18 protein-coding genes are annotated in these 23,751 nt (G+C 73.7%); 9 read left to right on the top strand and 9 right to left on the bottom strand.

Features of this window, described 5'->3' with window-relative positions:
* Window positions 1-77: 77 nt before the first annotated feature.
* From ACWDBB_RS26980 to ACWDBB_RS26970, 3 genes are all read left to right on the top strand, one after another.
* Entirely contained in the window at window positions 78-953 is an 876-nt protein-coding gene (locus ACWDBB_RS26980) for a hypothetical protein (RefSeq protein WP_402415911.1), read from the top strand.
* A 117-nt stretch (window positions 954-1,070) separates the two neighbouring features.
* Window positions 1,071-5,633 (top strand): hypothetical protein, encoded by a 4,563-nt coding sequence (locus tag ACWDBB_RS26975; protein WP_449792064.1) that lies wholly within the window; start codon window positions 1,071-1,073, stop codon window positions 5,631-5,633.
* Window positions 5,634-5,733: 100 nt separating this feature from the next.
* Window positions 5,734-6,501 (top strand): metallophosphoesterase, encoded by a 768-nt coding sequence (locus ACWDBB_RS26970; RefSeq protein WP_449792063.1) that lies wholly within the window; start codon window positions 5,734-5,736, stop codon window positions 6,499-6,501.
* Window positions 6,502-6,516: 15 nt separating this feature from the next.
* Here the strand turns inward: ACWDBB_RS26970 and ACWDBB_RS26965 are convergent, their stop codons facing one another.
* Window positions 6,517-7,020: a hypothetical protein gene (locus ACWDBB_RS26965; protein WP_449792062.1), complete on the bottom strand. Its 504-nt coding sequence runs from the start codon at window positions 7,018-7,020 to the stop codon at window positions 6,517-6,519.
* 186 nt (window positions 7,021-7,206) lie between these two features.
* Window positions 7,207-7,902 carry a FadR/GntR family transcriptional regulator gene (locus ACWDBB_RS26960; protein ID WP_449792061.1) on the bottom strand — a complete coding sequence of 232 codons (696 nt, stop codon included), beginning with the start codon at window positions 7,900-7,902 and terminating at the stop codon, window positions 7,207-7,209.
* Window positions 7,903-8,093: 191 nt separating this feature from the next.
* Between ACWDBB_RS26960 and ACWDBB_RS26955 the strand changes: the two genes are divergently transcribed.
* The 3 genes from ACWDBB_RS26955 to ACWDBB_RS26945 all read left to right on the top strand — a co-directional run bounded on the left by ACWDBB_RS26955 (window position 8,094) and on the right by ACWDBB_RS26945 (window position 10,388).
* The gene (locus ACWDBB_RS26955; RefSeq protein ID WP_449792060.1) at window positions 8,094-8,648 is read left to right on the top strand and encodes a gluconokinase; all 555 of its coding nucleotides are present in this window, start codon (window positions 8,094-8,096) and stop codon (window positions 8,646-8,648) included.
* Window positions 8,649-8,650: 2 nt separating this feature from the next.
* Window positions 8,651-10,039, top strand: a complete 1,389-nt coding sequence (locus ACWDBB_RS26950) for a GntT/GntP/DsdX family permease (RefSeq protein WP_449792102.1) — start codon at window positions 8,651-8,653, stop codon at window positions 10,037-10,039.
* Window positions 10,040-10,148: 109 nt separating this feature from the next.
* Window positions 10,149-10,388: a hypothetical protein gene (locus ACWDBB_RS26945; protein WP_449792059.1), complete on the top strand. Its 240-nt coding sequence runs from the start codon at window positions 10,149-10,151 to the stop codon at window positions 10,386-10,388.
* A 107-nt stretch (window positions 10,389-10,495) separates the two neighbouring features.
* On the opposite strand, the gene ACWDBB_RS26940 is transcribed toward ACWDBB_RS26945, so the two are convergent.
* The 5 genes from ACWDBB_RS26940 to mmuM form a co-directional block, all read right to left on the bottom strand.
* Complete coding sequence (locus ACWDBB_RS26940) at window positions 10,496-12,091, bottom strand: FAD-dependent oxidoreductase (RefSeq protein WP_449792058.1); 1,596 nt, start codon at window positions 12,089-12,091, stop codon at window positions 10,496-10,498.
* Between the two features lie 172 nt (window positions 12,092-12,263).
* On the bottom strand, window positions 12,264-13,784 hold the full coding sequence (glpK, locus tag ACWDBB_RS26935) for a glycerol kinase GlpK (RefSeq protein WP_449792057.1): 1,521 nt from the start codon (window positions 13,782-13,784) through the stop codon (window positions 12,264-12,266).
* A gap of 113 nt (window positions 13,785-13,897) precedes the next feature.
* The gene (locus ACWDBB_RS26930) at window positions 13,898-14,617 is read right to left on the bottom strand and encodes an MIP/aquaporin family protein (RefSeq protein WP_449792056.1); all 720 of its coding nucleotides are present in this window, start codon (window positions 14,615-14,617) and stop codon (window positions 13,898-13,900) included.
* 439 nt (window positions 14,618-15,056) lie between these two features.
* Window positions 15,057-15,821, bottom strand: coding sequence for an IclR family transcriptional regulator (locus ACWDBB_RS26925; RefSeq protein WP_449792055.1), 765 nt, complete (start codon window positions 15,819-15,821; stop codon window positions 15,057-15,059).
* 208 nt (window positions 15,822-16,029) lie between these two features.
* Window positions 16,030-16,974, bottom strand: coding sequence for a homocysteine S-methyltransferase (gene mmuM / locus ACWDBB_RS26920; RefSeq protein ID WP_449792054.1), 945 nt, complete (start codon window positions 16,972-16,974; stop codon window positions 16,030-16,032).
* A gap of 189 nt (window positions 16,975-17,163) precedes the next feature.
* On the opposite strand from mmuM, the gene ACWDBB_RS26915 reads away from it, so the two are divergent.
* The 3 genes from ACWDBB_RS26915 (at window position 17,164) to ACWDBB_RS26905 (ending at window position 20,807) form a co-directional block, all read left to right on the top strand.
* Window positions 17,164-18,060: an NUDIX hydrolase gene (locus ACWDBB_RS26915; protein ID WP_449792101.1), complete on the top strand. Its 897-nt coding sequence runs from the start codon at window positions 17,164-17,166 to the stop codon at window positions 18,058-18,060.
* Between the two features lie 50 nt (window positions 18,061-18,110).
* Window positions 18,111-18,659, top strand: coding sequence for an NUDIX domain-containing protein (locus tag ACWDBB_RS26910; RefSeq protein ID WP_449792053.1), 549 nt, complete (start codon window positions 18,111-18,113; stop codon window positions 18,657-18,659).
* 129 nt (window positions 18,660-18,788) lie between these two features.
* Window positions 18,789-20,807 (top strand): acetoacetate--CoA ligase, encoded by a 2,019-nt coding sequence (locus ACWDBB_RS26905; RefSeq protein ID WP_449792052.1) that lies wholly within the window; start codon window positions 18,789-18,791, stop codon window positions 20,805-20,807.
* Window positions 20,808-20,878: 71 nt separating this feature from the next.
* Here ACWDBB_RS26905 and ptsP read toward each other — a convergent pair whose 3' ends face one another.
* Together ptsP and ACWDBB_RS26895 are read right to left on the bottom strand one after the other, a co-directional pair.
* On the bottom strand, window positions 20,879-22,549 hold the full coding sequence (ptsP, locus tag ACWDBB_RS26900; protein WP_449792051.1) for a phosphoenolpyruvate--protein phosphotransferase: 1,671 nt from the start codon (window positions 22,547-22,549) through the stop codon (window positions 20,879-20,881).
* A 96-nt stretch (window positions 22,550-22,645) separates the two neighbouring features.
* Complete coding sequence (locus ACWDBB_RS26895) at window positions 22,646-23,095, bottom strand: PTS sugar transporter subunit IIA (RefSeq protein WP_449792050.1); 450 nt, start codon at window positions 23,093-23,095, stop codon at window positions 22,646-22,648.
* Window positions 23,096-23,751: the final 656 nt, after the last annotated feature.

Below are 23,751 nucleotides of genomic sequence, written 5' to 3'. Positions count from 1 at the left end.
CCCCGCCGCAACCGACCCTCGCCGGAACCGACCTTGACGAACCGTAACCACCGCGCCACCCCCGAGGAGCACCGCCCGTGACGACCCACCACGACACGTCCTGGGCGGCCGAGAGCGAACCCGCGGCCCCCGCGCCGATCACCCCGGCCGACGTCGCGGACGCCGCCCGGCTGGTCTCCTTCGGCCTCCAGGCCAAGCTGCTGCCCGCCCGGGACGCCGAGTACGCCGAACTGGTCCGCCGCCACCGCGAGGACCCGCCGTTCGCCCGGCTCGCCGACGCCATCGCCACCGGCATGGGCCTGGTCGTCCTGGAGGTCTCCCCGCGGGCCGGCATGGCCGTGGCCGCCGCCGAGGACTCGCTGTTCGCCGTCCGGCTGGGCGACTACTCGCGCCGCGCCGCCTCCGAGTCCACCGACCGCTTCCTGCACGGCCTCGCCCACCTGGCCGTCGCCGCGATGGCCTTCCCCCGCCCCGAGGACCTCGCCGACGACGGCTACCTCGGCCGGATCACCGTCAACGGCGTCGACTCCTTCGTCCGCCAGGCCTGCCGCCGCCTCGAGGAACAGGCCGACGCCGAGGGCGCCAACACCGACCCGGCCTCCGACGCCCCCGGCCTGGAGGCCGCCTGGCGGGTGTGGGCCCGGCGCACCGCCACCGGCGCCACCAAGGACGCCCGCCGGCTCTCCGGCTCCACCATCGGGATCGTCGCCAAGGCCGTGCTGTTCCTGGTCGACTCCGGCTTCCTCCAGAAGGTGTCCGACGACTCCGGCGGCACCTACCGCACCACCGCCCGCTACCAGCTCCAGGTGCGCGACCTGGCGGGCAGCGCGGCCATGGCCGAACTGCTCGACCTCGGCATCGTCCCGGTCTCCGACGGCACCGCCAGCCTGCTGCCGCCGGACACCGGCGACGAACTGGTCGCCGACGCGGGGCTGCCGTTCCACTCGCTCTGAGCCCCGGCGCTCCGAGTCCACCCGCTCCGAGCCCACCGCGCCGGCCGCGGCCCACCCGCCCCGATCCGGCCCGCCGCCCATCCCTCACGCCACGCAAGCCACGGAGAACCGCCGCCCATGTACGAGCTCAACCGGGTCCGCCTCTACTCGATCGGACCGGCCGGCGCCCGCTACGCCGACACGGTGCTCGACCTGCGCGGCGTCGGAGAGCCGGTCGCCGACCCCGCCCCGCAGCAGATCGGCCTGTTCGGCGAGGACACCGACGGCCCGGTCCGCCGCCCCGCCCCGGCCGGCGTGCTCTTCCTGGAGAACGGCGGCGGCAAGTCCGTCCTGCTCAAGCTGATCTTCTCGGTCATGCTCCCCGGCCACCGCAACACCCTCGGCGGCGCCAGCTCCGGAGTGCTGCGCAAGTTCCTGCTCGCCGACGACTGCGGCCACGTCGCCCTGGAGTGGCAGCACACCGTCACCGGCGAGCTGATCGTGGTCGGCAAGGTCAGCGAGTGGCGCGGCCGCCAGGTCTCCTCCGACCCGCGCAAGTTCGCCGAGACCTGGTACTCCTTCCGCCCCGGCCCCGGCCTCACCCTCGACTCGCTGCCGGTCGCCGAACGGGTCAGCCTGGCCGGCGACCAGAAGGCCCGCGGCCGCCGCCGCACCATGAAGGGCTTCCGCGACGCCCTCACCGAGGCCGGCAAGGCCCACCCCCACCTCGACCTGGTCTTCGAGGACGGCCACGACCGCTGGACCGAACACCTCGGCGAACTCGGCCTCGACCCCGAACTCTTCCGCTACCAGCGCGAGATGAACGCCGACGAGGGCGAGGCGGCCGGCCTCTTCGCGGTCAAGCACGACAGCGACTTCACCGACCTCCTGCTGCGCGCCGTCACCGACACCCGGGACACCGACGGCCTCGCCGACCTCGTGCACGGCTTCGCCGCCAAGCTCGGCCGCCGCGCCGAACTCACCGCCGAACGCGACTTCACCGCAGGGTCGTTGGACCTGCTGGAGCGCATCGTCGAGGCCACCACCGCCCGCGAGACCGTCCGCGAGGCCCACCGCACCGCCGAGCGCCGCACCCGCCGCCTCGCCCACGCCCTCGCCTCCCGCGCCACCGCCGAACGCGACCGCGCCCAGGACCTCGCCATCGAGGTCGCCGCCGCCGCGAGCGCCGTCACCGCGGCCGAGGCCGACCGCACCCGGCACAGCCTGATCACCGACGAACTCACCCACCGGCACGCCACGTTGAGCCTCACCGCGGCCACCGCCGAGGCCGCCGCGCTGCGCCGCGAACTCATCGACGCCCGCACCCTGCACTCCGCCTGGCAGGCGGCCGAGGCGGTGCTGCGCCAGCGCGCCGCCGCCGACCGGGTCGCCCGGGTCGCCGCCGCCATCCGCGAGGCCGAGCTGGACGCCGCCCCCGCGCTCGCCGCCCGGGCCCGCGCCGCCACCGCCCTGGCCCGCGCCCTGGAGGCCGCCGCCGCGGCCGCCGAGTCCCGCGCCGACACCGAGGAGGAACGCGCCGGCGAACTCCAGGAGGAGGGCGGCAAGGCGCAGTCCGACGCCACCGAGGCCGCCACCGCGGCCCAGAAGGCCCGCAGCGAGGCCGAGCACCTGCGCCAGCGCCTCGCCGAGGTCGAGCAGGAGACCGAGGCCGCCGTCTCGGCCGGCTTCATCGACGCCGACGGCGACGTGGACCCGGCCCGCGCCGCACTGCACGCCGCCGACGTCGAGAAGGCCGCCGCCGCCGGACTCGCCCAGGCCCGCGCCGCCGCCGAGGCCGCCGCCGCCCGGCTGCGCGAGGCCGCGGCCGCCACCTCGCGCGCCGAACTCGCCGCCGAGCGGGCGGGCGACGCCCGCAAGGACGCCGCCCGCGCCCTCGCCGCCGAGCAGCGCACCGCCGCCCTGCTCGCCACCGAGCAGCGCCTCGCCGACCTGCTCTCCCTCACCCCCTACCAGGAGGGCGCCGAGGAGGACGCCGGCTTCCTCACCCCCGCCCTGCTCGACCGCAACGCCGAGTACCTGCGCGAACTGCTCGACGAGTCCATCGCCACCGCCGAACGCACCCTGTTCGACCTCCGTACGGCCGCCGCCGACGACTCCCGCATCCTCGCCGCCCTCGGCGACGGCGGCCTGCTGCCGCCCGGCCCGGACGTGCTCGCCACCGTCGAGTACCTCGCCGAGCACGGCATCCCGGCCCTACCCGGCTGGCGCTACCTCGCCCAGTCCGTCGACCCGGCCGACCACGAGGCGATCCTCGCCGCCCGCCCGGAACTGGTCGACGGCGTCGTCGTCACCGACCCGTCCTCGCTGGAGCGCGCCCGCGAGGCCCTGCAGGCCGCCGCCCTGCTGCCGCGCTCCACCGTGGCCGTCGGCGCAGCCGCCTCGCTGATCGCCCCGATCACCGACCAGCCCGCGTTCTTCCTGGTGCCGCCGAACCCGGCCATGCACGACGAGTCCGCCGCCGACGGCGAGCGCCGCGAACTGCGCGCCCGGGCGAGCGCCCGCGAGGAGCACATCCGCGAACTGGCCGGCCGCCTCGGCGCCGACCGAGCCCTCGCCGCCCGCCTCGCCTCCTGGCACGCCAGCTGCCCGCCCGGCACCCTCGCCGAACTCGCCGCCGCCGCCGAGGCCGCCCGCGAGCACGCCGAGCAGGCCGCCGCCGCCCTGGCCACCCTGCGCGCCGACCACGACGAGGCCGAGACCGACCACGCCGCGGCCGCCTCCGCCCACGAGGAGCACCGCGAGGCCGCCCAGCGCGCCCGCCGCCGCGCCGACGCCCTCTCCGGCCTCGCGTTCCGGCTGCGCGAGCGCGGCAACTGGGCCCGCCGCCAGCGCGAACTCACCGAGGACGCCACCGAGTGCGACCGCCGCCAGGCGCTGTGCGCCGAACGCGCCCGCACCTGCGACGAGGACCGCCGCGCCGCCCAGCGCGCCGCCGACGACGCCCGCCGCACGGCCCGCGCGCTGCGCGCCGAACGCGCCGAGATCCCCGCCGCCGAGCAGGCCGACGAGCCCGCCGAGACCACCCCCGTCGCGCTTCCCGCCCTGCGCGAGGCCTACCGCGCCGCCTCCCAGCTGTACGAGAAGGTCGGCGTCGGCGCCGACCTGCGCGCCGAACAGGCCCGCGCCGAGGGCGACGAGGCCGCCGCCGCGGCCGAACTCGACCGCCTCACCAACAAGGTGCGCACCCGCGCCGAGGAACTCCTCGGCAGCCCCGACGGCGCCGACGGCCCGGCCCGCCAGGCCGCCGCCGCCCGCGCCGAGGAACTGGTCGCCACCATCGAGGCCCGCTCCGCCACCGCCAGCGAGCAGCTCGGCCGCCTGCGCGGCGAGGCCGAGCGCTCCGCCCCCGCCGACGGCGAGGCGCACACCGAGCTGCCCGAGGACCTCGTCCCCACCGACCCGGAGCACGCCCAGGCCCTGCTGCGCACCGCCACCAGCCGCCTCGCCGAGCGCCGCGAGGCCCTGGAGGCCGCCCGCACCGCCCACGCCGACCTCCAGCGCACCTTCGACACCGCCCAGTCCGCCGCCGCCGACTTCGACGAGCTGGCCGGCCAGCTGCGCGACGGCCTGCGCGACCACCAGGAGGACCCGGACGACCCGGTCGAGCCGTACCTGGGCTCGCTGGCCGAGGCCCGCAACGGCGCCACCGAGGCCCGCCGCTCCCTGCGCACCGCCGCCGGCGAGCTGTCCTCCTCCGAACTCGCCGTCCGCGACGCCTCCGACGCCCTGGTCCGGCACGCCAACGCGGCCCGCTACGAGGCCGTCCGCACCCCCGCCCGCCAACAGATCCGCGAACTGCCCGCCTCCGCGCTGCCCGAGCACGCCGCCGCCTGGGCCGCCGCCTTCGCGCCCCGGCTGCGGGTGCTCACCGACGAGCTCGCCCAGCTGGAGAAGAACCGCGGCTCGATCGTGGACCGGCTGCGCGGCCTGGTCGAGTCCTCGCTCACCACCCTGCGCGCCGCCCAGCGGCTGTCCCGGCTGCCCGAGGGCCTGGGGGAGTGGTCCGGCCAGGAGTTCCTCCGGATCCGCTTCGAGGACCCGGACCACGCCACCCTGGTCGAGCGCCTGGGCGAGGTCATCGACGAGGCCACCCGGGCCGCCGTCAAGAAGAACAGCGACCTGCGCCGCGACGGCATGTCCCTGCTGCTGCGCGGGGTCGCCGCGGCGATCGGGCCCAAGGGTGTCAGCGTCGAGATCCTCAAGCCCGACGCGGTGCTGCGCGCCGAGCGGGTCGGCGTCGGCCAGATGTCCGACGTCTTCTCCGGCGGCCAGCTGCTCACCGCGGCCATCGCGCTCTACTGCACCATGGCCGCGCTGCGCGCCAACGACCGCGGCCAGTCCCAGCTGCGGCACGCCGGCACGCTGTTCCTGGACAACCCGATCGGCCGCGCCAACGCCACCTACCTGCTGGAGCTCCAGCGGGCCGTGGCGGACGCGCTCGGCGTCCAGCTCATCTACACCACCGGCCTGTTCGACACCACCGCGCTCGCCGAGTTCCCGCTGGTGATCCGCCTGCGCAACGACGCCGACCTGCGCGCCGGCCTCAAGTACATCTCGGTGGAGGAGCACCTGCGCCCGGGCCTGCCGGCCGCACCGGACCCGGACGGCCCGGCCATCCACGGCGAGATCACCGCCACCCGGATGTTCAAGCGCCCCGCGGAGGTTCCCGCCCAGCCGTGACGGATCCCCTACGGGCGGGCGGTTGCCGTGCGGGGGCCGGAGGCTCCCGGGCAGGGGCGAGCGGTTCCCGTACGGCGGTGAACTGACTAGCGTGACGGGCATGCTGACGATCGCGCACCTCAGTGACATCCACCTCGGCCAGGTCCACGGCCGGGACGGCGGCAAGCGCGCCAGGCGGCGGGCCGAGCAGGTGATGGCGTACCTCGACGCCCTGCCCGGTCCGCTGGACGCGGTGCTGGTCACCGGCGACCTCGCCGACCACGGCCTCCCGGAGGAGTACCGGGAGGTCGTCGAGGTGCTCGCCTCCCGGCACCCGGTGCTCACCTGCCCCGGCAACCACGACCGCCGCTCGCCGTACCGGGAGGTGCTGCTGGGCGAGGCGCCGGGGGAGGAGCCGGTCAACCGGCTGCACCGGCTGCCGGGCGCCGACGTGCTGATGCTCGACTCCTCCGTGCCCGGTCGGGACGACGGCCTGCTGGACGAGCGCACACTGGACTGGCTGGACGCCGAACTCGGTGCCGGCCGCAGTGAGTTGCCCGCCCTGGTGGCCTTCCATCACCCGCCGGTGGAGCTGCACCTGCCGAACGTCGACCCGATCCGCCAGTTCGGCGAGGTGCGGCTGGCGCGGGTGCTGCGCCGACACCCCCGGGTGGCCGCCCTGGTCTGCGGCCACTCGCACACCCCCGCGGCGACCACCTTCGCCGGCCTGCCGCTTCTGATCGCGCCCGGCGTGGTCTCCACCGTCACGCTGCCCTGCGAGGGCGGTCGCGGCATCTCCTTCGACCACCCGCCGATGCTGGCCTTCCACGTCCTGGACGGGGACCGCCGGCTCACCACCCATTACCGGGCGCTGCCGGTCCGGCGCTGACCGGTTCGCCCGGCGCTACGGGTGGTTGGTCCGCACCCTGGCCTGGCGCGGCGGCTGTTGCGGTGACTGGCGCGGCGGTTGGTACGGCTGCTGTTGGTGCGGCTGTTGGTGCGGCTGTTGGTACGGCGCCTGCTGCGGTCGCTGCTGCCCGGGCCCGTACGGCTGCGGCGACTCGTACGGCTGCCGGTAGACCGAGGAGGAGTCGCCCCGGGGGACCGGCCGCGGGGCCGGCAGTCCGGACGGCGGCCGGCTGCCCGCCATCGGGTACGCGGAGCCCGGTGCCCGCATCCGCTGGGCCGCGATCTGGCGGGAGATCAGGATCTCCAGCAGGCACCACATGGTGCCGAACACCCCGAGCCCCATCGCCAGCAGCGCCGGCGTCAGCAGCCAACTGCCCGCGTACGAGGCCAGCGTGGCCACCACGACGCCCACCAGGGTGAAGGAGAGGCAGAGCACCGCCCGGACTGCGGCGGCGCGCACCTCGTCGGGCAGGCGACGGCGGCGGCGTGGCACGGACATCGAGCGACCCCCAGGCGCGTGGCGCGCGTTCGGTGTTCGGTGACGGGTACGGATGCGGAACGGGCGCACACGAAACGCGCCCCCTCGGCACACTCTGCCCCGCCGAACCAGGACTATGCGTCCGAAACCGCCGAACTGCCGCCAAATCGTGTCATCCCGGCGGCCCCGCCGCCCCGCGGCCCCGGCTCAGTCCAGCTGGAGGTTGAGCTCCTCCAGCGCGCCGGTGACGATCGTCCGCATCGCCCGCTCGGCGTGGGCGGCGTCCTGGGCGCAGATCGCCTCCGCGACCTCGCGGTGCAGCCGGATCGCGTACGGCTCCGGCTGATGGGGCATCAGATGGTACTCGGTCCGGCCGGTGAGCACAGCCGCGACGGTGTCCCCGAGGTGGGCGAACATCTCGTTGCCGGAGGCGCGCAGCACCAGGGAGTGGAAGGCGATGTCGTGCCCGAGGAAGGCGGTCAGGTCGGCGGCCCGTGCGGTGACCGTCAGATCCACGGCCAGTGCACTGAGTTCGCGCCGGTCGTCGTCGCTCGCGTGGGTGGCGGCGAGCGCGGCCGCGGCCGGTTCGACGGCCATCCGCAGCGAGCCGAGCGAGCGCAGCTGGGCGGAGCGGTCGGAGCCGGCCAGGCGCCAGCGGATCACCATCGGGTCGAAGACGTCCCAGAGCGACTTCGGCTGCACGGTGATCCCGACCCGGCGCCGGGAGGCGACCATCCGCATCCCCTCCAGGACCCGCACGGCCTCGCGGACCACCGTCCGGGACACCCCGAACCGGCCCTCCAGCTCCTCGCCGCGCAGCACCGCTCCCTCGGGGATCTCCCCCGACGCGATCGCCGGCCCGAGCTCGTCAAGCAGCCGCCCGGGCAGCCCCTGGATCTCCATCCGCCCAGCGTAGACGCCCGCCCCGGGCGCTTTCACGCCGCCCTACGCGCGCTCACCTCGCCCTCTGCGCGCCCAAGGCGCCCTGCGATCCAGACCACACCGCAAAAGTATGACGATTTGGTTTCTGTCACTTGAATACGTCATATCTTTGAGGCGATAGTGGCGGCCAGGCAACGAAGGAGCACCACCCCATGGGTCTCAGCGTCGAGAACCACGACCTTCCGAAGACCCCTCTCACCGTGGTGGTGATGGGCGTCTCGGGCGTCGGCAAGACCACCCTGGCCCGCCTGCTGGCGGACCGCCTCGCCCTCCCCTTCGCCGAGGCGGACGACTTCCACCCCGCGGCCAACATCGCCAAGATGTCGGCCGGCATCCCGCTGGACGACCAGGACCGCGCCCCCTGGCTGCGCGCCATCGGCGCCTGGCTCAAGGAGCGGACCGAGGCCGGCACCGGCGGCGTGGTGACCTGCTCGGCGCTGAAGCACCGCTATCGCGACACCCTGCGCGCGGCCTGCCCGGGCGCCTTCTTCCTGCACCTCAGCGGTGGTCACGAGCTGGTCGAGGACCGGCTCAGCCACCGCGCCGGCCACTTCATGCCGTCCTCGCTGCTCGACTCGCAGTACGCCGCCCTGGAACCCCTGGCGGCGGACGAGCGCGGCGGCGTCCTGGACGTCGGCCCGTCCCCCGAAGAACTCGTCGAGATGGCCGTGGCACTGCTGCGGCCCGTCAATGGAGACCTCGCGTGAGTATTGCCCCCACCCTGCTGGCGGCCGCCCCACCGGCCCTGCCGCACACCAGCAGCGACTCCCAGCTGCTGATCGCGGTGCTGCTCAGCATCGGTGCGATCGTCGTACTGATCACCAAGCTGAAGCTGCACCCGTTCCTCGCCCTCACGCTCGGCTCCGGTCTGCTGGCCGCCGTCGCGGGTGCCCCCTTCGACAAGCTGCTCAGCAGCTTCTCGACGGGCTTCGGCTCCACCGTCGCCAGTGTCGGCCTGCTGATCGGCCTCGGCGCGATGCTCGGCAAGCTGCTCGCCGACTCCGGTGGCGCCAACATCATCGCGGACACCGTGCTCTCCCGCACCGGCAACAAGGCGCTGCCCTGGGCGATGGCGCTGATCGCGGCCGTGCTCGGCCTGCCGCTGTTCTTCGAGGTCGGCGTCGTCCTGCTGATCCCGATCGTGCTGCTGGTCGCGCGCCGCGGCAACGTGCCGCTGATGCGGATCGGCATCCCCGCCCTGGCCGGCCTGTCGGTGCTGCACGGCCTGGTGCCCCCGCACCCGGGCCCGCTGGTCGCCGTCGACGCGCTGAAGGCCGACCTCGGCATCACCCTGGCGCTCGGCCTGCTGATCGCCGTACCGACCCTGATCATCGCCGGTCCGCTGTTCGCACGCCTGGCCGAGCGCTGGGTCGGTCCGCTGGAGCTCCCGGCCGCCACCGCCCCCGAGGAGACGGCCAAGCGCGACCGCACCCCGTCGTTCGCCGCGGTGCTGGCCACCATCCTGCTGCCCGTCGTGCTGATGCTCGGCAAGGCGCTCGCCGACGTGGTGATCGATGACCCGAAGGCGCTGGGCCAGCGGGTGTTCGACTTCATAGGCTCCCCGCTGATCGCGCTGCTCGCCGCGACCCTGCTCGGCATGGTGACCCTCGGCAAGGCGGCCGGCTTCGACAAGGCCCGGATCTCCGACACCGTCGGCAAGTCGCTCGGCCCGATCGCCGGCATCGTGTTCATCGTCGGCGCGGGCGGCGGCTTCAAGCAGACCCTGATCGACGTCGGCGTCGGCAACGCGGTGAGCGAGTGGTCCGGCAAGTGGCACATCTCGGCGCTGCTGCTGGGCTGGCTGATCGCCGTACTGATCCGCCTGGCCACCGGCTCGGCGACGGTCGCCACCATCACCGCGGCCGGGATCGTCTCCCCGCTCGCCGCGAACATGTCCTCGACCCACGCGGCCCTGCTGGTGCTCGCGATCGGTGCCGGCTCGCTGTTCTTCTCGCACGTCAACGACGCCGGCTTCTGGCTGGTGAAGGAGTACTTCGGGATGAGCGTCGGGCAGACGCTGAAGTCCTGGTCGATGATGGAGACGGTGATCTCGGTGGTCGCCATCGCCCTGATCATGCCGCTCAGCCTGATCATCTAGCGGCCTCGACCGCAGTGCGCCGAGGGGCGGCACCCGTGACGTACGGGTGCCGCCCCTCGGCGTTTCCAGCAGGCCGCGACGCCGTAAAGCCGCGACGCCGAAAAGCCCGATGCACCCGGCCCAGCTGGAGGAGTTCACCCTGCGCACCCGGGTCCAGCCGGTCGTGGACGTGCTGCGCTCGGCGACCGCCGCGGCGGCCCGGCTGCTCGGCATGGCGGGGGAGATCGGCACCCCCGCCTCGGGCGCCCAGCCGACCTGCTCGTGCTCGACGGCGACCCGATCGCCGACGTCACCGTGCTCACCCGCCCCGCACCCGAAGCGGGTGGTCAAGGCCGGCGTCCCGGTCTGACGGCCGGAGGGTACGGCGAAACGGCGGGCGGGCGCCCGGGGAAACCCCGAACGCCCGCCCGTCGAAAGCGATGTGGCTACTCGTTCCCACGCTTCGCGAGGCTGTGCTTACTTGTTCCCGCGCTTCGCGAGGAAGGCCTCGACCTCGGCCTTGATCTCCGGCGTGTCCAGCCCGCGCACCGTCATCGTGGTGCGGCGGCGCAGCACGTCGTCCGCGGTGTACGCCCACTCGTTGTCCGCCGCGTACGCGACCTGCGCCCAGACGTCCGGGCCGTCCTCGTGGATCGGGCGGCCGAGCTCCGGGTTCTCGTCGATCATGCGGGCGATGTCGAAGGACAGGGTGCCGTAGTGGCTGGCCAGGTGCTTGGCCACCAGCGGCTCCATCCGCGAGCCCGGCTCGCGGTCGATCAGCAGGCGGTGCGCCACCGCGTTCGGCGCGCCGACGCCCGGCAGCGGGACGGTAGGGGCGATCGGGGACATGTCCTCGCCGAGGCTGGTGCCGGGCACGTGGGCCAGCTTCTCCAGCACCGTGCGGCCGATGTGCCGGTAGGTGGTCCACTTGCCGCCGGAGACCGACAGCATGCCGCCGCGGCCCTCGGTGACGACCGTCTCGCGCTTGGCGGCGGCGGTGTCGCCCGGGCCGCCCGGCAGCACGCGCAGGCCGGCGAAGGAGTAGGTGATCAGGTCGCGGTCGAGGTGCTCGTCGCGGATGGCGTGCGCGGCCTCGCCCATGATCTGGTCGATGTCCGCGTCGGTGGCCCGGACGTCCTTCGGGTCGCCGGTGTACTCCTCGTCGGTGGTGCCGAGCAGGACGTGGTCCTCCCACGGGATGGCGAAGGAGACGCGGTACTTGTCGATCGGGATGGTCAGCGCGGCGCGCCACGGCGAGCGGCGCTTGACGACCACGTGGGCGCCCTTGGAGAGGCGGATCGACGGCGCGGCGCCGGCGTCCTCCATCTTGCGCAGGTGGTCGACCCACGGGCCGGTGGCGTTCAGCACCAGGCGGGCGTCGATGCCGAACTCGCTGCCGTCCAGGCGGTCGCGCAGCTCGGCGCCGGTGACCCGGCCGCCGGTGAAGCGCAGGCCGGTGACCTCGGCGTGGTTGAGCACCACGGCGCCGGCGTCGACCGCGGCGCGTACGGTCATCACGGCGACGCGCGAGTCGTTCATCTGGTGGTCGCCGTAGACGGCCACCGAGCGCAGGCCCTCGGTGCGCAGCGCGGGCACCTGCTGGGCGGCGTGCGCGGCGGTGGAGACCCGGCCCATGCCGTCGCGGAAGGCGGACAGCGCCGAGTAGAGGAAGACGCCGGCGCCGAGCTTGGCGGCGCCGTGCGGGCCGCCCTTGTAGACCGGCACGAAGAAGGTCAGCGGGTTGACCAGGTGCGGGGCCACGTCGGTGGAGAGCGCGCGGCGCTCCTTGTGGTTCTCCGCGACCAGCTTGACCGCGCCGGTCTGCAGGTAGCGCAGGCCGCCGTGGACGAGCTTGGAGGAGGCGCTGGAGGTGGCGCCGGCGAAGTCGCCGGCGTCGACCATGGCGACCTTCAGGCCGGCCTGGGACGCGGTCCAGGCGACGGCCGTGCCGAGGATGCCGCCCCCGATCACCAGCAGGTCGTAGGTGGCCTTGCCGAGCAGCTCGCGGGTCTCGGCGCGGGAAGCGGTGCGGCCGGCGGTGCGCTCGGCGCCCAGGGTCGGGATGGTTGCCATGGTGGTTGTGTACGGCGCGCGGGTCGGGCGGCGCCGTTACTCCTCTCGTGTGCGGTGCGGCCCCTGCGGGAGAGGCCGGTCGGCCCGGTGCGGCGGGCCGTGAAACCAGTGACGCCCGTTGCCGGAACAGCGGGCGGCCGGCCGGGGCACGGGGCCCCGACCGGCTCGTCGGTCAGTTGTTCTCTTCTTCCTCCACCCAGCCCATGGTGCGCTCCACGGCCTTGAGCCACTTCTTGTACTCGCGCTCCCGGGTGGCCTCGTCCATGCGCGGGGTCCACTCGGCGGCGCGGTGCCAGTTGGCCCGCAGGGTGTCGAGGTCGTTCCAGAAGCCGACGGCGAGACCGGCCGCGTAGGCGGCGCCGAGGGCGGTGGTCTCGGCCACGTACGGGCGCTCGACCGGGGCGTCCAGGACGTCGGCGATGTTCTGCATGAGCAGGTTGTTGCTGGTCATGCCGCCGTCGACCTTGAGGGCGGTGAGCTCGACCCCGGAGTCCTTCTGCATGGCGTCGACGACCTCGCGGGTCTGCCAGGCGGTGGCCTCCAGGACGGCCCGGGCCAGGTGGCCCTTGGTGACGTACCGGGTCAGACCGGCGATCACACCGCGGGCGTCGGAGCGCCAGTACGGGGCGAACAGGCCGGAGAAGGCCGGGACGAAGTAGGCGCCGCCGTTGTCCTCGACGGTGTTGGCGAGGGTCTCGATCTCGGCGGCGGTGGAGATGATGCCGAGCTGGTCGCGCAGCCACTGGACGAGCGAGCCGGTGACGGCGATCGAGCCTTCCAAGGCGTACACCGGGGCCTGGTCGCCGATCCGGTAGCCGACGGTGGTCAGCAGGCCGTGGTACGAGTTGACGATCTTCTCGCCGGTGTTCAGCAGCAGGAAGGTGCCGGTGCCGTAGGTGGACTTGGCCTCGCCCTCGTCGAAGCAGGTCTGGCCGAACAGCGCGGCCTGCTGGTCGCCGAGCGCGGAGGCGACGGGGACGCCGGCCAGGTCGCCGACGGCCTCGCCGTACACCTCGGCGGAGGAGCGGATCTCCGGCAGGACGGACATCGGGACGTCCATCGACTCGGCGATCTTGTCGTCCCACTGCAGGGTGTGCAGGTTCATCAGCATGGTGCGGCTGGCGTTGGTGACGTCCGTGACGTGCTTGCCGCCGTTGACACCGCCGGTGAGGTTCCAGATCACCCAGGTGTCCATGGTGCCGAAGAGGATGTCGCCGGCCTCGGCGCGCTCGCGCAGGCCCTCGACGTTGTCCAGCAGCCAGCGGATCTTCGGGCCGGCGAAGTAGCTGGCCAGGGGGAGGCCGGTCTCGCGGCGGAAGCGGTCCTGGCCGACGTTGCGGCCCAGCTCGCGGCAGAGCGCCTCGGTGCGGGTGTCCTGCCACACCAGCGCGTTGTGCACCGGCTCGCCGGTGTTCTTGTCCCACAGGACGGTGGTCTCGCGCTGGTTGGTGATGCCGATCGCGCGGATGTCGTCCTTGGTCAGGCCGGCCTTCTCCAGCGCGCCGCGGACGACCGACTGCACCCGGGTCCAGATCTCGGCGGCGTCGTGCTCGACGTAGCCGGGCTGCGGGAAGATCTGCCGGTGCTCCTGCTGGTCGACGGCGACGATCCGGCCGTCGGCGCCGAAGATGATGCAGCGGCTGGAGGTGGTGCCCTGGTCGATCGCGGCGATGTAGTTACCGGTGGAGGTCATGGGGAGGGTCCTCGGCTCTGGTTCGGGGGGTACGGGGTGGGTGGGCCTGACGAGCCTGCTCGGTCAGTCCCCGTGTGCGGCGGGGTCGACACCGCTCATTTCGAGAGGGGTCTCTAGAAGATGGCGTTGTAGACGCCGCCGGCCGCCAGGCCGCCCAGGATCGGGCCGACGACCGGGATCCAGGCGTACGACCAGTCGGAGCCGCCCTTGTTCGGGATCGGCAGCAGGGCGTGGGCGATGCGCGGGCCGAGGTCACGGGCCGGGTTGATCGCGTAGCCGGTCGGGCCGCCCAGCGAGAGGCCGATGCCGACGACGGTGAAGGCGACCATCAGGGTGCCGGTGCCGGACTGGGAGAGCCCGGAGTTGGTGCCGATGGTGAGGATCGCGAAGCAGAGCACGAAGGTGCCGATGACCTCGGTGATCACGTTCTGGATCGGGTTCCGGATCTCGGGGCCGGTCGAGAAGATGCCGAGGGTGGGCTCCTCGTTCGCGTTGAACTGGCCCAGGTAGGTGGCCCAGACCAGCACGGCGCCGATGATCGCGCCGAGCAGCTGGGAGCCGAGGTAGAGCGGCACCTGGCTCCACTCGCCGCTCTTGACCGCGAGGGCGACGGTGACGGCCGGGTTGAGGTGGGCACCGGACTTCGGAGCCGACATGTAGGCGGCGATGAGGACCGCGAATCCCCAGCCGAAGGTGATCGCCAGCCAACCGGCGTTGACGGCCTTCGACTTCTTGAGGGTCACGGCGGCGCAGACGCCACCGCCGAGAAGTATCAGGGCGGCGGTGCCGAGGGTTTCGCCGACGAAGACGTCGCCGTTGGAGAACGCGGACACAAAGACTCCCTTGTCCATATGGCCCGGAGGGTGGTGGGGGCAGGCGGTCGGTCGATCGTTGTGCGGGTGAGCTCACTGTGGGAGTGATCTCTCCGGCCATCGTTCGACAATGTCGACCGTCATGCGGAAGCTTCCTCCCCAGGTCGCCCCCACGTCAAGGCGGGGTTATGCAGCTGTGACCCTCGCCTCGACGGGTCCGTCGAGGCTACCGAGGGGAGTGTCCCGAAACCGGACAAAACGCCAGAGGCGCGGACAGGCCTCCCGGCCGTCCGCGCCTCTGGCGTGACGAATCGGCGGCTCTGGGCGAGCCGCCCGTGGATGTGTTCGGAGACCTGCTCCGAGGTGTGCTCCGAGACGTACTCGGGAGTGCGCTCGGAGGGGGTCCGTGGGGGGTGGGTTCGTGGGGGTGGGGCCGTGGGGGTGGGTCCGCGGGGTGCGCTCAGAACCTGCCGGCGCCCAGGTCGCGGGAGATCGCCCGCGCCGCACTGCGCACTGAGGCCACCAGCGAGGGCTTCACGAAGCCGTCCTCGCAGACCCGCTCGACCGCCCCGCTGATGCACACCGCGCCCACCGGGTTGCGCCGCCGGTCCTGGATCAGCGCGCCGATCGAGGCCACGCCCTCCCAGGTCTCCTCGATCGAGTCCGCCCAGCCGCGCTCCCGGATCAGCGCGCACTCGGCGTCCACGTCGGCCGCCTCGGTCAGTGTCCGCACGGTGTACGACTCGTACGGTCCGTCGCCCAACTCCCCGCGCGCGACCGGGTCGTAGGCCACCAGCACCTTGCCCAGCGCGGTGCTGTGCAGCGGCTGCATCGAGCCCACCTCCAGCACCTGCCGGGTGTCGTCCGGCCGGAACACGTGGTGCACGATCAGCACGCCCTGCTGGTGCAGCACCCCCAGGTAGACCGTCTCCCCGGCCGCCCGGGCCAGGTCGTCCGCCCACACCAGCGCCCGCGCCCGCAGCTCGTGCACGTCCAGGTAGCTCTGCCCCAGTCGCAGCAGCTCGGCGCCCAGCTGGTACTTGCCGCTCTCCGGGTCCTGCTCGACGAACCCCTCCTGCTGCATCGTGCGCAGGATGCCGTGGGCCGTCCCCTTGGCCAGGCCCAGCGCCGTCGCGACCTCGGACAGGCCCAGGCGGCGCTCACCGCCAGCCAGCAGCCGCAGGATCGCGGCGGCCCGGGAGAGCGACTGGATCGGGCCGGGCATGGGAACCTCCGCGCTGACAGGCGGTCGACATTGTCGACCGCAGTGGTGACGGGACGAGTCTGCCAGGCCGCCGCCGTTCCGTGCACCTTCCCCCCGGGTAACCCGCCCGCGACCCCTGTCGACCCGCTGCATCGGCCCGCTGCGTCGAGCCGCGGTCCGGGCCGTCGCGTGCGCTCCCGCCCGCTGGGCCGGCACCCCGCCCGAGCCGTCAGCCCGACGCCCCCGCCCGTTGCGTCCGCTGCACCGTCACCTCTGCCGCCAGCGCGGCGATCCCGTCCGTCCCGACCCGGCAGCAGCCGCCCACCAGCCGCGCGCCGTCCGCGAGCCAGCCGTCCACCCGGGCCGAGCGGAAGGTCGGCTCGCCGCGCCAGCCCCGGCGGGCGGCGTCCCAGCGCTCCCCGCTGTTCGGGTAGACCACCACCGGCTTCCCGGTCACCTCGGCGGCCACCGCCACCGCCCGGTCCGCGTCCCGCGGCGTGCAGCAGTTGACGCCCACCGCGACCACCTCGTCCACCCCGGCGGCCACCGCGAAGGCCTCCGCCAGCGGCTGCCCGGCCCTGGTCCGGTCACCCTCGATGCTGTACGACAGCCAGGCCGGCACCCCCAGCCCGCGCACCAGCCCCAGCAGCGCCCGCGCCTCGTCCACGTCCGGCACCGTCTCCAGCGCCAGCACGTCCGGCCGGGCCGCCGCCAGCACCTCCAGCCGCGGCCGGTGGAAGTCCGCCAGCTCCGCGACGCTCAGCCCGTACCGGCCCCGGTACTCCGAGCCGTCCGCCAGCACCGCCCCGTACGGGCCCACCGAGGCCGCCACCCAGCGCCGCCGCCCGCCCGGCTCCGGGCGCGCCGCCTCCCGGGCCAGCTCCACACTGCTCGCCAGCAGCCGCGCGGCCTGCGCCCGGCCGACCCCGCGGCGCGCGAAGCCCTCGAAACTCGCCTGGTAGCTCGCGGTTATCGCGACGTCCGCGCCCGCCGCGAAGTACGCCCGGTGCACCGCCAGCACCGCCTGCGGGTCGTCCGCCAGCAGCCGCGCCGACCACAGCTCGTCCGAGAGGTCGTGCCCGTCCGCCGCCAACTGGTTCGACATCCCTCCGTCGAGCACCAGCGGACCGGCGGCCAGCGCGGCGACGAAGTCGGGCGGGGGGAGAATGGGCATGTCGGTCTCCTCTGGCAGAGTTCCTGGTCACAGCCTAGGACGGGGCGCTCCGGCCGAGTGCCCCGGCCGGGGAGGAAAACCGTTTGCCACCGGGGAAAGCGCTCGTTACGTTGTGCTCAGCCCGAGAAGAACAGCACCGGCGGCCAGGCCGGCGGCACCGGAACGCACGGAAAGGAGCCCGGCGTGGCAGTGGACGACCAACCGCCCTCCACCGGGCCCCGAGCCGAACAGGAGTGGCTCGCCGCGTACGATCCGCGCGCCTACGCCCCGGTCGCCGTCACCGTGGACGTGGTCGCCCTGACGTTGCGCCACGGCAGCCTGCACGTGCTGCTCGTCGAGCGCGGCGCCCCGCCCCACCAGGGCTGCTGGGCGCTGCCCGGCGGCTTCCTGCGGGCCGGCGAGGAGAGCCTGGACGAGGCCGCGGCCCGCGAGCTCGCGGAGGAGACGGGCCTGCGGAGCGCCTCCGGGACCGAGACGCTCTGCCGCCTCCACCTCGAACAGCTCGGCAGCTACGGCGCCCCCGAGCGGGACCCTCGGATGCACGTCGTCTCCGTCGCGTACCTCGCCTTCGCCCCCGACCTGCCCGACCCCCAGGCCGGGACGGACGCCGCGGCCGCCGCCTGGCACCCCGTCTCCGACCTGGACCTCCGGCCCCGTGGCCGGTCCCGAGCCGCCGGTGCGCCCGCCGACACCCACGGGGGTGGCGTCGACGGGCGCACCGGCCCCGGCCCGCTCACGCTGGCCTTCGACCACGCCCGCATCCTCGCCGACGGCCTCGACCGGGTGCGCGCCAAACTCGAGTACAGCCCGCTGGCCACCGCCTTCCTGCCGTACGACTTCACCATCCCCGACCTCCGCGCCGTCTACGAGGCGGTCTGGGACGAGAAGCTCCACCCCGGCAACTTCCACCGCAAGGTGCTGTCGGTGCCCGGCTTCGTCGAGAGCACCGGCACCACCACCGAGCGCGGCGGCGCCCGCGGCGGCCCCCGCGCCCGCACCTACCACGCCGGCGACGCCCGGCTGCTGCACCCCGCGCTGCTCCGCCCCGGCCGGGAGGAGAGCACCGAGGACACCGGGGCGCCCTGAGCCTCCCCGGCCCGGGGCACCACCGCCGACGGCCGGGCTACCATCCGGCCATGACGACTGACGAAGCGATCCAGAGCGCCCACCGGCCGTTCTCGCACTGCCACTTCTGCGGCACGCCCTACCCGCCCGGCACCCTCGCCTGGCCACGCACCTGCCCCGGCTGCGCCGAGATCAGCTACCGCAACCCGCTGCCCGTCGCGGTCACCGTCCTCCCCGTCACCCGCCCCGACGCCGACCCCGCCCTGGTCGTCATCCGCCGCACCATCGAGCCCGGCTACGGCGAACTCGCCTTCCCCGGCGGCTACATGGACTACGGCGAGAGCTGGCAGCAGGCCTGCGTCCGCGAACTGCACGAGGAGACCGGCATCACCGCCGACGCGGCCGAGGTCACCCTGATCCACACCGCCTCCGACCCCAACGGCCGCTTCGTGATGCTCTGCGGACTGCTCCCGGCCCGACCGCTCGCCGACCTCCCGCCCTCGCGCCCCACCGACGAGACCGACGGCTGGCTGCTCGCCACCGCCGAGACCCCACTCGTCTGGGACTTCCACAACGGCGTCCTGCGCCGCTGGTTCGGCGGCGAGTTCACCCGGCGCTGACCTCCCGTCCACCCATCGGCCGACCCTGGCGCGGCGGGCGATCACGTGGCATGGTCTGCACCGACAGCCCAACCGGACGGGTCTGCCACGAGCCCTCCCGTCCCCACCACCGGCCGGGAGACCACCACCGTGAGCACCCCACCGCAGGACCAGCCGCTCTGGCGCCCCACCCCCGCTCGCGCCGCCGACACCACCCTGGTGGCCTTCCAGGCCTGGGCCGCCGAACAGCACGGCGCCCCGGCCGCCCCCCTCGCCCCGGCCACCGACGACCAGCAGGCCGCCGAGCGCTACGCCGCCCTGCACGCCTGGTCCACCGAGGACCTCGACCGGTTCTGGACCGCGATCACCCAGTGGTTCGACGTCCGCTTCCGGCAGGCTCCCGAAGCCGTCCTCGCCGACGCCACCATGCCCGGCGCCCGCTGGTTCCCCGGCGCCCGCCTCAACTACGCCGAGCACGCCCTGCGCGCAGCGGAGAACCCCGCCAACGCCGACCACCCCGCGATCCTCCACCTCGACGAGACCGGCGAGCAGCCGGCCGTCCTCACCTGGTCCGAACTCCGCCGCCAGGTCGGCTCGCTGGCCGCGGCCCTGCGCGCCCGCGGCATCGGCCCCGGCGACCGGGTCAGCGCCTACCTGCCCAACGTCCCGCAGGCCGCCGTCGCCCTCCTCGCCACCGCGGCCGTCGGCGCCATCTGGACCAGCTGCGCCCCCGACTTCGGCGCCCGCAGCGTCCTCGACCGCCTCCAGCAGATCGAGCCCGCCGTCCTGTTCGCCATCGACGGCTACCACTACGGCGGCAAGGACCACGACCGCACCGAGGTCGTCGCCGAGCTGCGCCGCGAGCTGCCCAGCCTGCACACCGTCGTCCACGTCCCGCTGCTCGGCGCCCCCGCCCCCGAGGGCGCCCTGAACTGGGACGACCTGGTCGCCGACGACGTGGAGCCGGTCTTCGAGGCCGTCCCCTTCGACCACCCGCTCTGGGTGCTCTACTCCTCCGGCACCACCGGCCTGCCCAAGGCCATCGTCCAGAGCCAGGGCGGCATCCTGCTCGAACACCTCAAGCAGGCCGGCCTCCACCTCGACCTCGGCCCGCGGGACCGCTTCCTCTGGTACACCTCCACCGGCTGGATGATGTGGAACTTCCTGCTGGCCGGCCTCCTCGTCGGGTCCACGATCGTCACCTACGACGGCAGCCCCGGGCACCCCGACACCGGCGCCCTCTGGTCGGTCGCCGCCCGCACCGGCGCCACCGTCCTCGGCACCTCCGCCGCCTACGTGATCGCGAGCCGCAAGGCCGGACTCCACCCCGGCCGCGACCTCGACCTCTCCGCCGTCCGCTGCATCGGCACCACCGGCTCCCCGCTCCCGCCCGACGGCTTCCGCTGGATCTACGACGAGGTCAAGCAGGACGTCTGGCTCGCCTCCGTCAGCGGCGGCACCGACGTCTGCTCCTGCTTCGTCGGCGGCGTCCCGACCCTCCCCGTGCACCTCGGCGAGATCCAGGCCCCCTGCCTCGGCGCGGCCGTCGAGTCCTGGGACGCCCAGGGCCACCCCCACACCGACGCCGTCGGCGAACTCGTCGTCACCAAGCCCATCCCGTCGATGCCCACCGGCTTCTGGAACGACCCGGAGGGCACCCGCTACCACGACAGCTACTTCGACACCTACCCCGGCATCTGGCGCCACGGCGACTGGATCACCGTCACCTCCCGCGGCACCGTCGTCATCCACGGCCGCTCCGACTCCACCCTCAACCGCCAGGGCGTCCGGATGGGCTCCTCGGACATCTACGAGGTCGTCGAGCGCCTCCCCGAGATCGCCGAGTCCCTGGTCATCGGCCTGGAGGAGCCCGACGGCGGCTACTGGATGCCGCTGTTCGTCGTCCTCACCCCCGGCGCGGAGCTGACCGACGACGTGATCGGGCGCATCCGCACCTCGCTGCGCACCGAGCTCTCCCCGCGCCACGTGCCCGACGAGGTCATCGCCGTCCGCGGCCTCCCGCACACCCTCACCGGCAAGCGGATCGAGGTCCCGGTCAAGCGCATCCTCTCCGGCACCCCGCTGGAGCAGGCCGTCAACCCCGGCTCCGTCGACCGCATCGAGCACCTGCGCTTCTTCGAGCGGCTCCGCCTCGACCGCCGGGCCTGACCGGCCCGGCGCGAACGAAAGGGGCGCCCCCACCGCGATGGTGGGAGCGCCCCTTCTCGTCTCTTGTGCCGTCACTCCCCGGAGAGCACCTGCTGCGCCGCGGCCCGCGCCTCCTCGGCACTGTCCGCGGCCCGCGCCGCCTCGGCTGCCCGGCGGCACTGCGCCAGCGTGTACTTGGCGAGCGTGGTCCGCACGTAGGGGATCGAGGCCGCGCCCATCGACAGGCTGGTGACGCCCAGACCGGTCAGCACCACGGCCAGCAGCGGGTCGGAGGCCGCCTCGCCGCAGACACCGCAGCTCTTGCCGCTCACCCGGGCCGCGTCGGCCGCCGCGGCGACCAGGTCCAGCAGGGCCGGCTGCCACGGGTCCTGGAGCCGGGCCAGCGCACCGACCTGACGGTCGGCCGCGAAGGTGTACTGGGCGAGGTCGTTGGTCCCCAGCGACAGGAACTCGACCTCCCGGAGGATCGCCCTGGCGCGCAGCGCGGCCGACGGGATCTCCACCATCGCACCGAACTTGGCGTCCAGCCCGGCCTCCCGGCACGCGGCCGCGAAGTCCTTGGCGTCCTTGCGGTCGGCCACCATCGGGGCCATCACCTCAAGGTGCACCGGCAGCCCATCGGCCGCCTTGGCCAGCGCCTCGAGCTGGGTGCGCAGCACGTCGGGGTGTTCGAGCAGGGTGCGCAGCCCGCGCACGCCCAGCGCCGGGTTCGGCTCGTCGGCGGGGGTCAGGAAGTCCAGCGGCTTGTCGGCGCCGGCGTCCAGCACCCGGACCACGACCCGGCCCTCGGGGAAGGCCTCCAGCACCTTGCGGTACGCCTCGACCTGCTTCTCGGCACTGGGCGCCTTCGCCGAGTCGTCCAGGAAGAGGAACTCGGTGCGGAACAGGCCGACGCCCTCGGCGCCGTTCTCCAGCGCGGCCGGCACGTCGGCCGGACCGCCCACGTTCGCCAGCAGCGGCACCCGGTGACCGTCCGAGGTCTGCCCCGGGCCGGAGGAAGCGGCCAGCGCGGCCTTGCGCTCGGCGGCGACCGCCCGCAGCTCGTCCTGCTTCTCCTGGGACGGCTCCACCAGCACGTCGCCGGAGCTGCCGTCCACCGCGACGACGGTGCCCTCGGCGACCTCGATCGCACCCGGCAGTGCCACGACGGCCGGCACGCCCATCGCCCGGGCCAGGATGGCGCTGTGGCTGGTCGGCCCGCCCTCCTCGGTCACGAAGCCGAGCACCAGCGTCGGGTCGAGCAGCGCGGTGTCGGCCGGCGCCAGGTCCCGCGCGAACAGCACGTACGGCTCGTCGCTGTCCGGCACACCCGGCATCGGCACACCGAGCAGCCGGGCCACGATCCGGTTGCGCACGTCGTCCAGGTCGGCGACCCGCCCGGCCAGGTACTCCCCGGCGGAGGCGAGCAGCGCCCGGTAGGCCGCGAACGCGTCGTAGACGCCACGCTCGGCACTGCTGCCGACGGCGATCCGGCGGGACACGTCGGCCATCAGCTCAGGGTCCTGCGCCATCAGCGCCTGGGCCTCCAGTACGGCCTGCGCCTCGCCCCCCGCGAGGTTGCCGCGCGCGATGAGGTCGGCGGCGACCGCCTCGACGGCGGCCTGGGCCCGGGCCTGCTCCCGCGGGGCGTCCTCGGTCGGGATCTGGGTGGCCGGGGGCTCCAGTACCGCCGTCCCCATGTGCCGCACCTGGCCGATCGCGACCCCGTGGCTCACGCCCACGCCGCGCAGCGTCTTCTCCATGTCACCTGTCTCCGCTGAGATGAGCGGCCCCGCCGGGAACCGCTGTGTGGGGGCCGCCCCGTCATCTCGCTCGGGGCGGGTGTCGGAAGGAAGAGATCAGCTCCAGCTGAACAGCTGGTCGCCCGCCTTGGCTTCGCCGTCCTCCCGCAGGTCGCCGAGCGAGTCGTCGGTGGCCTCCAGGGCCACGATCGGCGAGATCGGCGACTTGCCGGCGGCCTCGACGGCGGCCGGGTCCCACTTGATGACGGCCTGACCGCGGGTCACCGTGTCGCCCTTGGCGACGAGCAGCTCGAAGCCCTCGCCGTTCAGCTGGACGGTGTCGATCCCGAGGTGGGTCAGCACACCGTGGCCCTCGGCGTCCACCACGACGAACGCGTGCGGGTGCATGGAGACGACGACACCATCCACCGGGGCGAGCGCCGTGGTCTGCTCACGCACCGGGTCGATCGCGGTGCCCGGGCCGACCATCGCACCCGAGAACACCGGGTCGGGCACGCCCGCGAGCCCCACGATCTTGCCGGTCAGCGGCGACGTCACAGTGGTCATGGTTGTGCCTCCCAAGTACGCAGTACAGCGAGCGGCCGCGAGGAGCGGCACGACGATCAACTGAAGCCTAAGTGATGTCAACTAGGGACATCTGCTGACATTCCCGGGCGAAGAACCGCCCGCGCCTGCCCAGTCGGCCGGCGGCTCACCGGCCCGCGAGTGGTCTAGTCCTCTGGCCGATGCGCCGCACTCTACAGGCATCTTGGCGAATCGGGACCATTGCTGTATATGCTCGCGAGAGCAACAAATCATGCGCCGTCCGGGGGACTCCCGGCGCGCCCCGATTCGCGCTCCGGCCGCCCACCCGCTATGGTTGGTCGAGTCGCCGCGACTCCGCGGTTAACGCCAGATTTCAGAAGCGAAAAGCTCCGGTAAATGGAGCGGAAAGCGTCTGATAAGCTGGAAACACGAAAGAACGAAGCCCGGAGGGTCCGCTGGAAGGCGGTCCGAAGGAAGCGTCCGTTCCTTGAGAACTCAACAGCGTGCCAAAAGTCAACGCCAGATATGTTGACATCCCCGGCCTTGATCGTTTGATCGGGGTTGGAGATTCCTTTTGAAATAAACACTAGCGAGGACGCAGTGCGCGGGGCCGCCCTATTCCGGTGGTTGCCGTGCCGCTCAACGCGGGTGTCGACCCGATCACGGGTAAACATTCA

This window comes from Kitasatospora sp. NPDC001095 (genome assembly GCF_053598615.1).
The sequence above is the reverse complement of the archived record's forward strand: the minus strand, read 5'-3'. Positions and strand labels throughout refer to the sequence as shown.

Bases quoted from the DNA above. Each gene is read 5' to 3' on its own strand.
- ACWDBB_RS26975 (WP_449792064.1), top strand. From the start codon at position 1,071: ATGTACGAGCTCAACCGGGTCCGCCTCTACTCGATCGGACCGGCCGGC.
- ACWDBB_RS26970 (WP_449792063.1), top strand. From the start codon at position 5,734: ATGCTGACGATCGCGCACCTCAGTGACATCCACCTCGGCCAGGTCCAC.
- ACWDBB_RS26965 (WP_449792062.1), bottom strand. From the start codon at position 7,020: ATGTCCGTGCCACGCCGCCGCCGTCGCCTGCCCGACGAGGTGCGCGCC.
- ACWDBB_RS26960 (WP_449792061.1), bottom strand. From the start codon at position 7,902: ATGGAGATCCAGGGGCTGCCCGGGCGGCTGCTTGACGAGCTCGGGCCG.
- ACWDBB_RS26955 (WP_449792060.1), top strand. From the start codon at position 8,094: ATGGGTCTCAGCGTCGAGAACCACGACCTTCCGAAGACCCCTCTCACC.
- ACWDBB_RS26945 (WP_449792059.1), top strand. From the start codon at position 10,149: ATGCACCCGGCCCAGCTGGAGGAGTTCACCCTGCGCACCCGGGTCCAG.
- ACWDBB_RS26940 (WP_449792058.1), bottom strand. From the start codon at position 12,091: ATGGCAACCATCCCGACCCTGGGCGCCGAGCGCACCGCCGGCCGCACC.
- glpK (WP_449792057.1), bottom strand. From the start codon at position 13,784: ATGACCTCCACCGGTAACTACATCGCCGCGATCGACCAGGGCACCACC.
- ACWDBB_RS26925 (WP_449792055.1), bottom strand. From the start codon at position 15,821: ATGCCCGGCCCGATCCAGTCGCTCTCCCGGGCCGCCGCGATCCTGCGG.
- mmuM (WP_449792054.1), bottom strand. From the start codon at position 16,974: ATGCCCATTCTCCCCCCGCCCGACTTCGTCGCCGCGCTGGCCGCCGGT.
- ACWDBB_RS26910 (WP_449792053.1), top strand. From the start codon at position 18,111: ATGACGACTGACGAAGCGATCCAGAGCGCCCACCGGCCGTTCTCGCAC.
- ptsP (WP_449792051.1), bottom strand. From the start codon at position 22,549: ATGGAGAAGACGCTGCGCGGCGTGGGCGTGAGCCACGGGGTCGCGATC.
- ACWDBB_RS26895 (WP_449792050.1), bottom strand. From the start codon at position 23,095: ATGACCACTGTGACGTCGCCGCTGACCGGCAAGATCGTGGGGCTCGCG.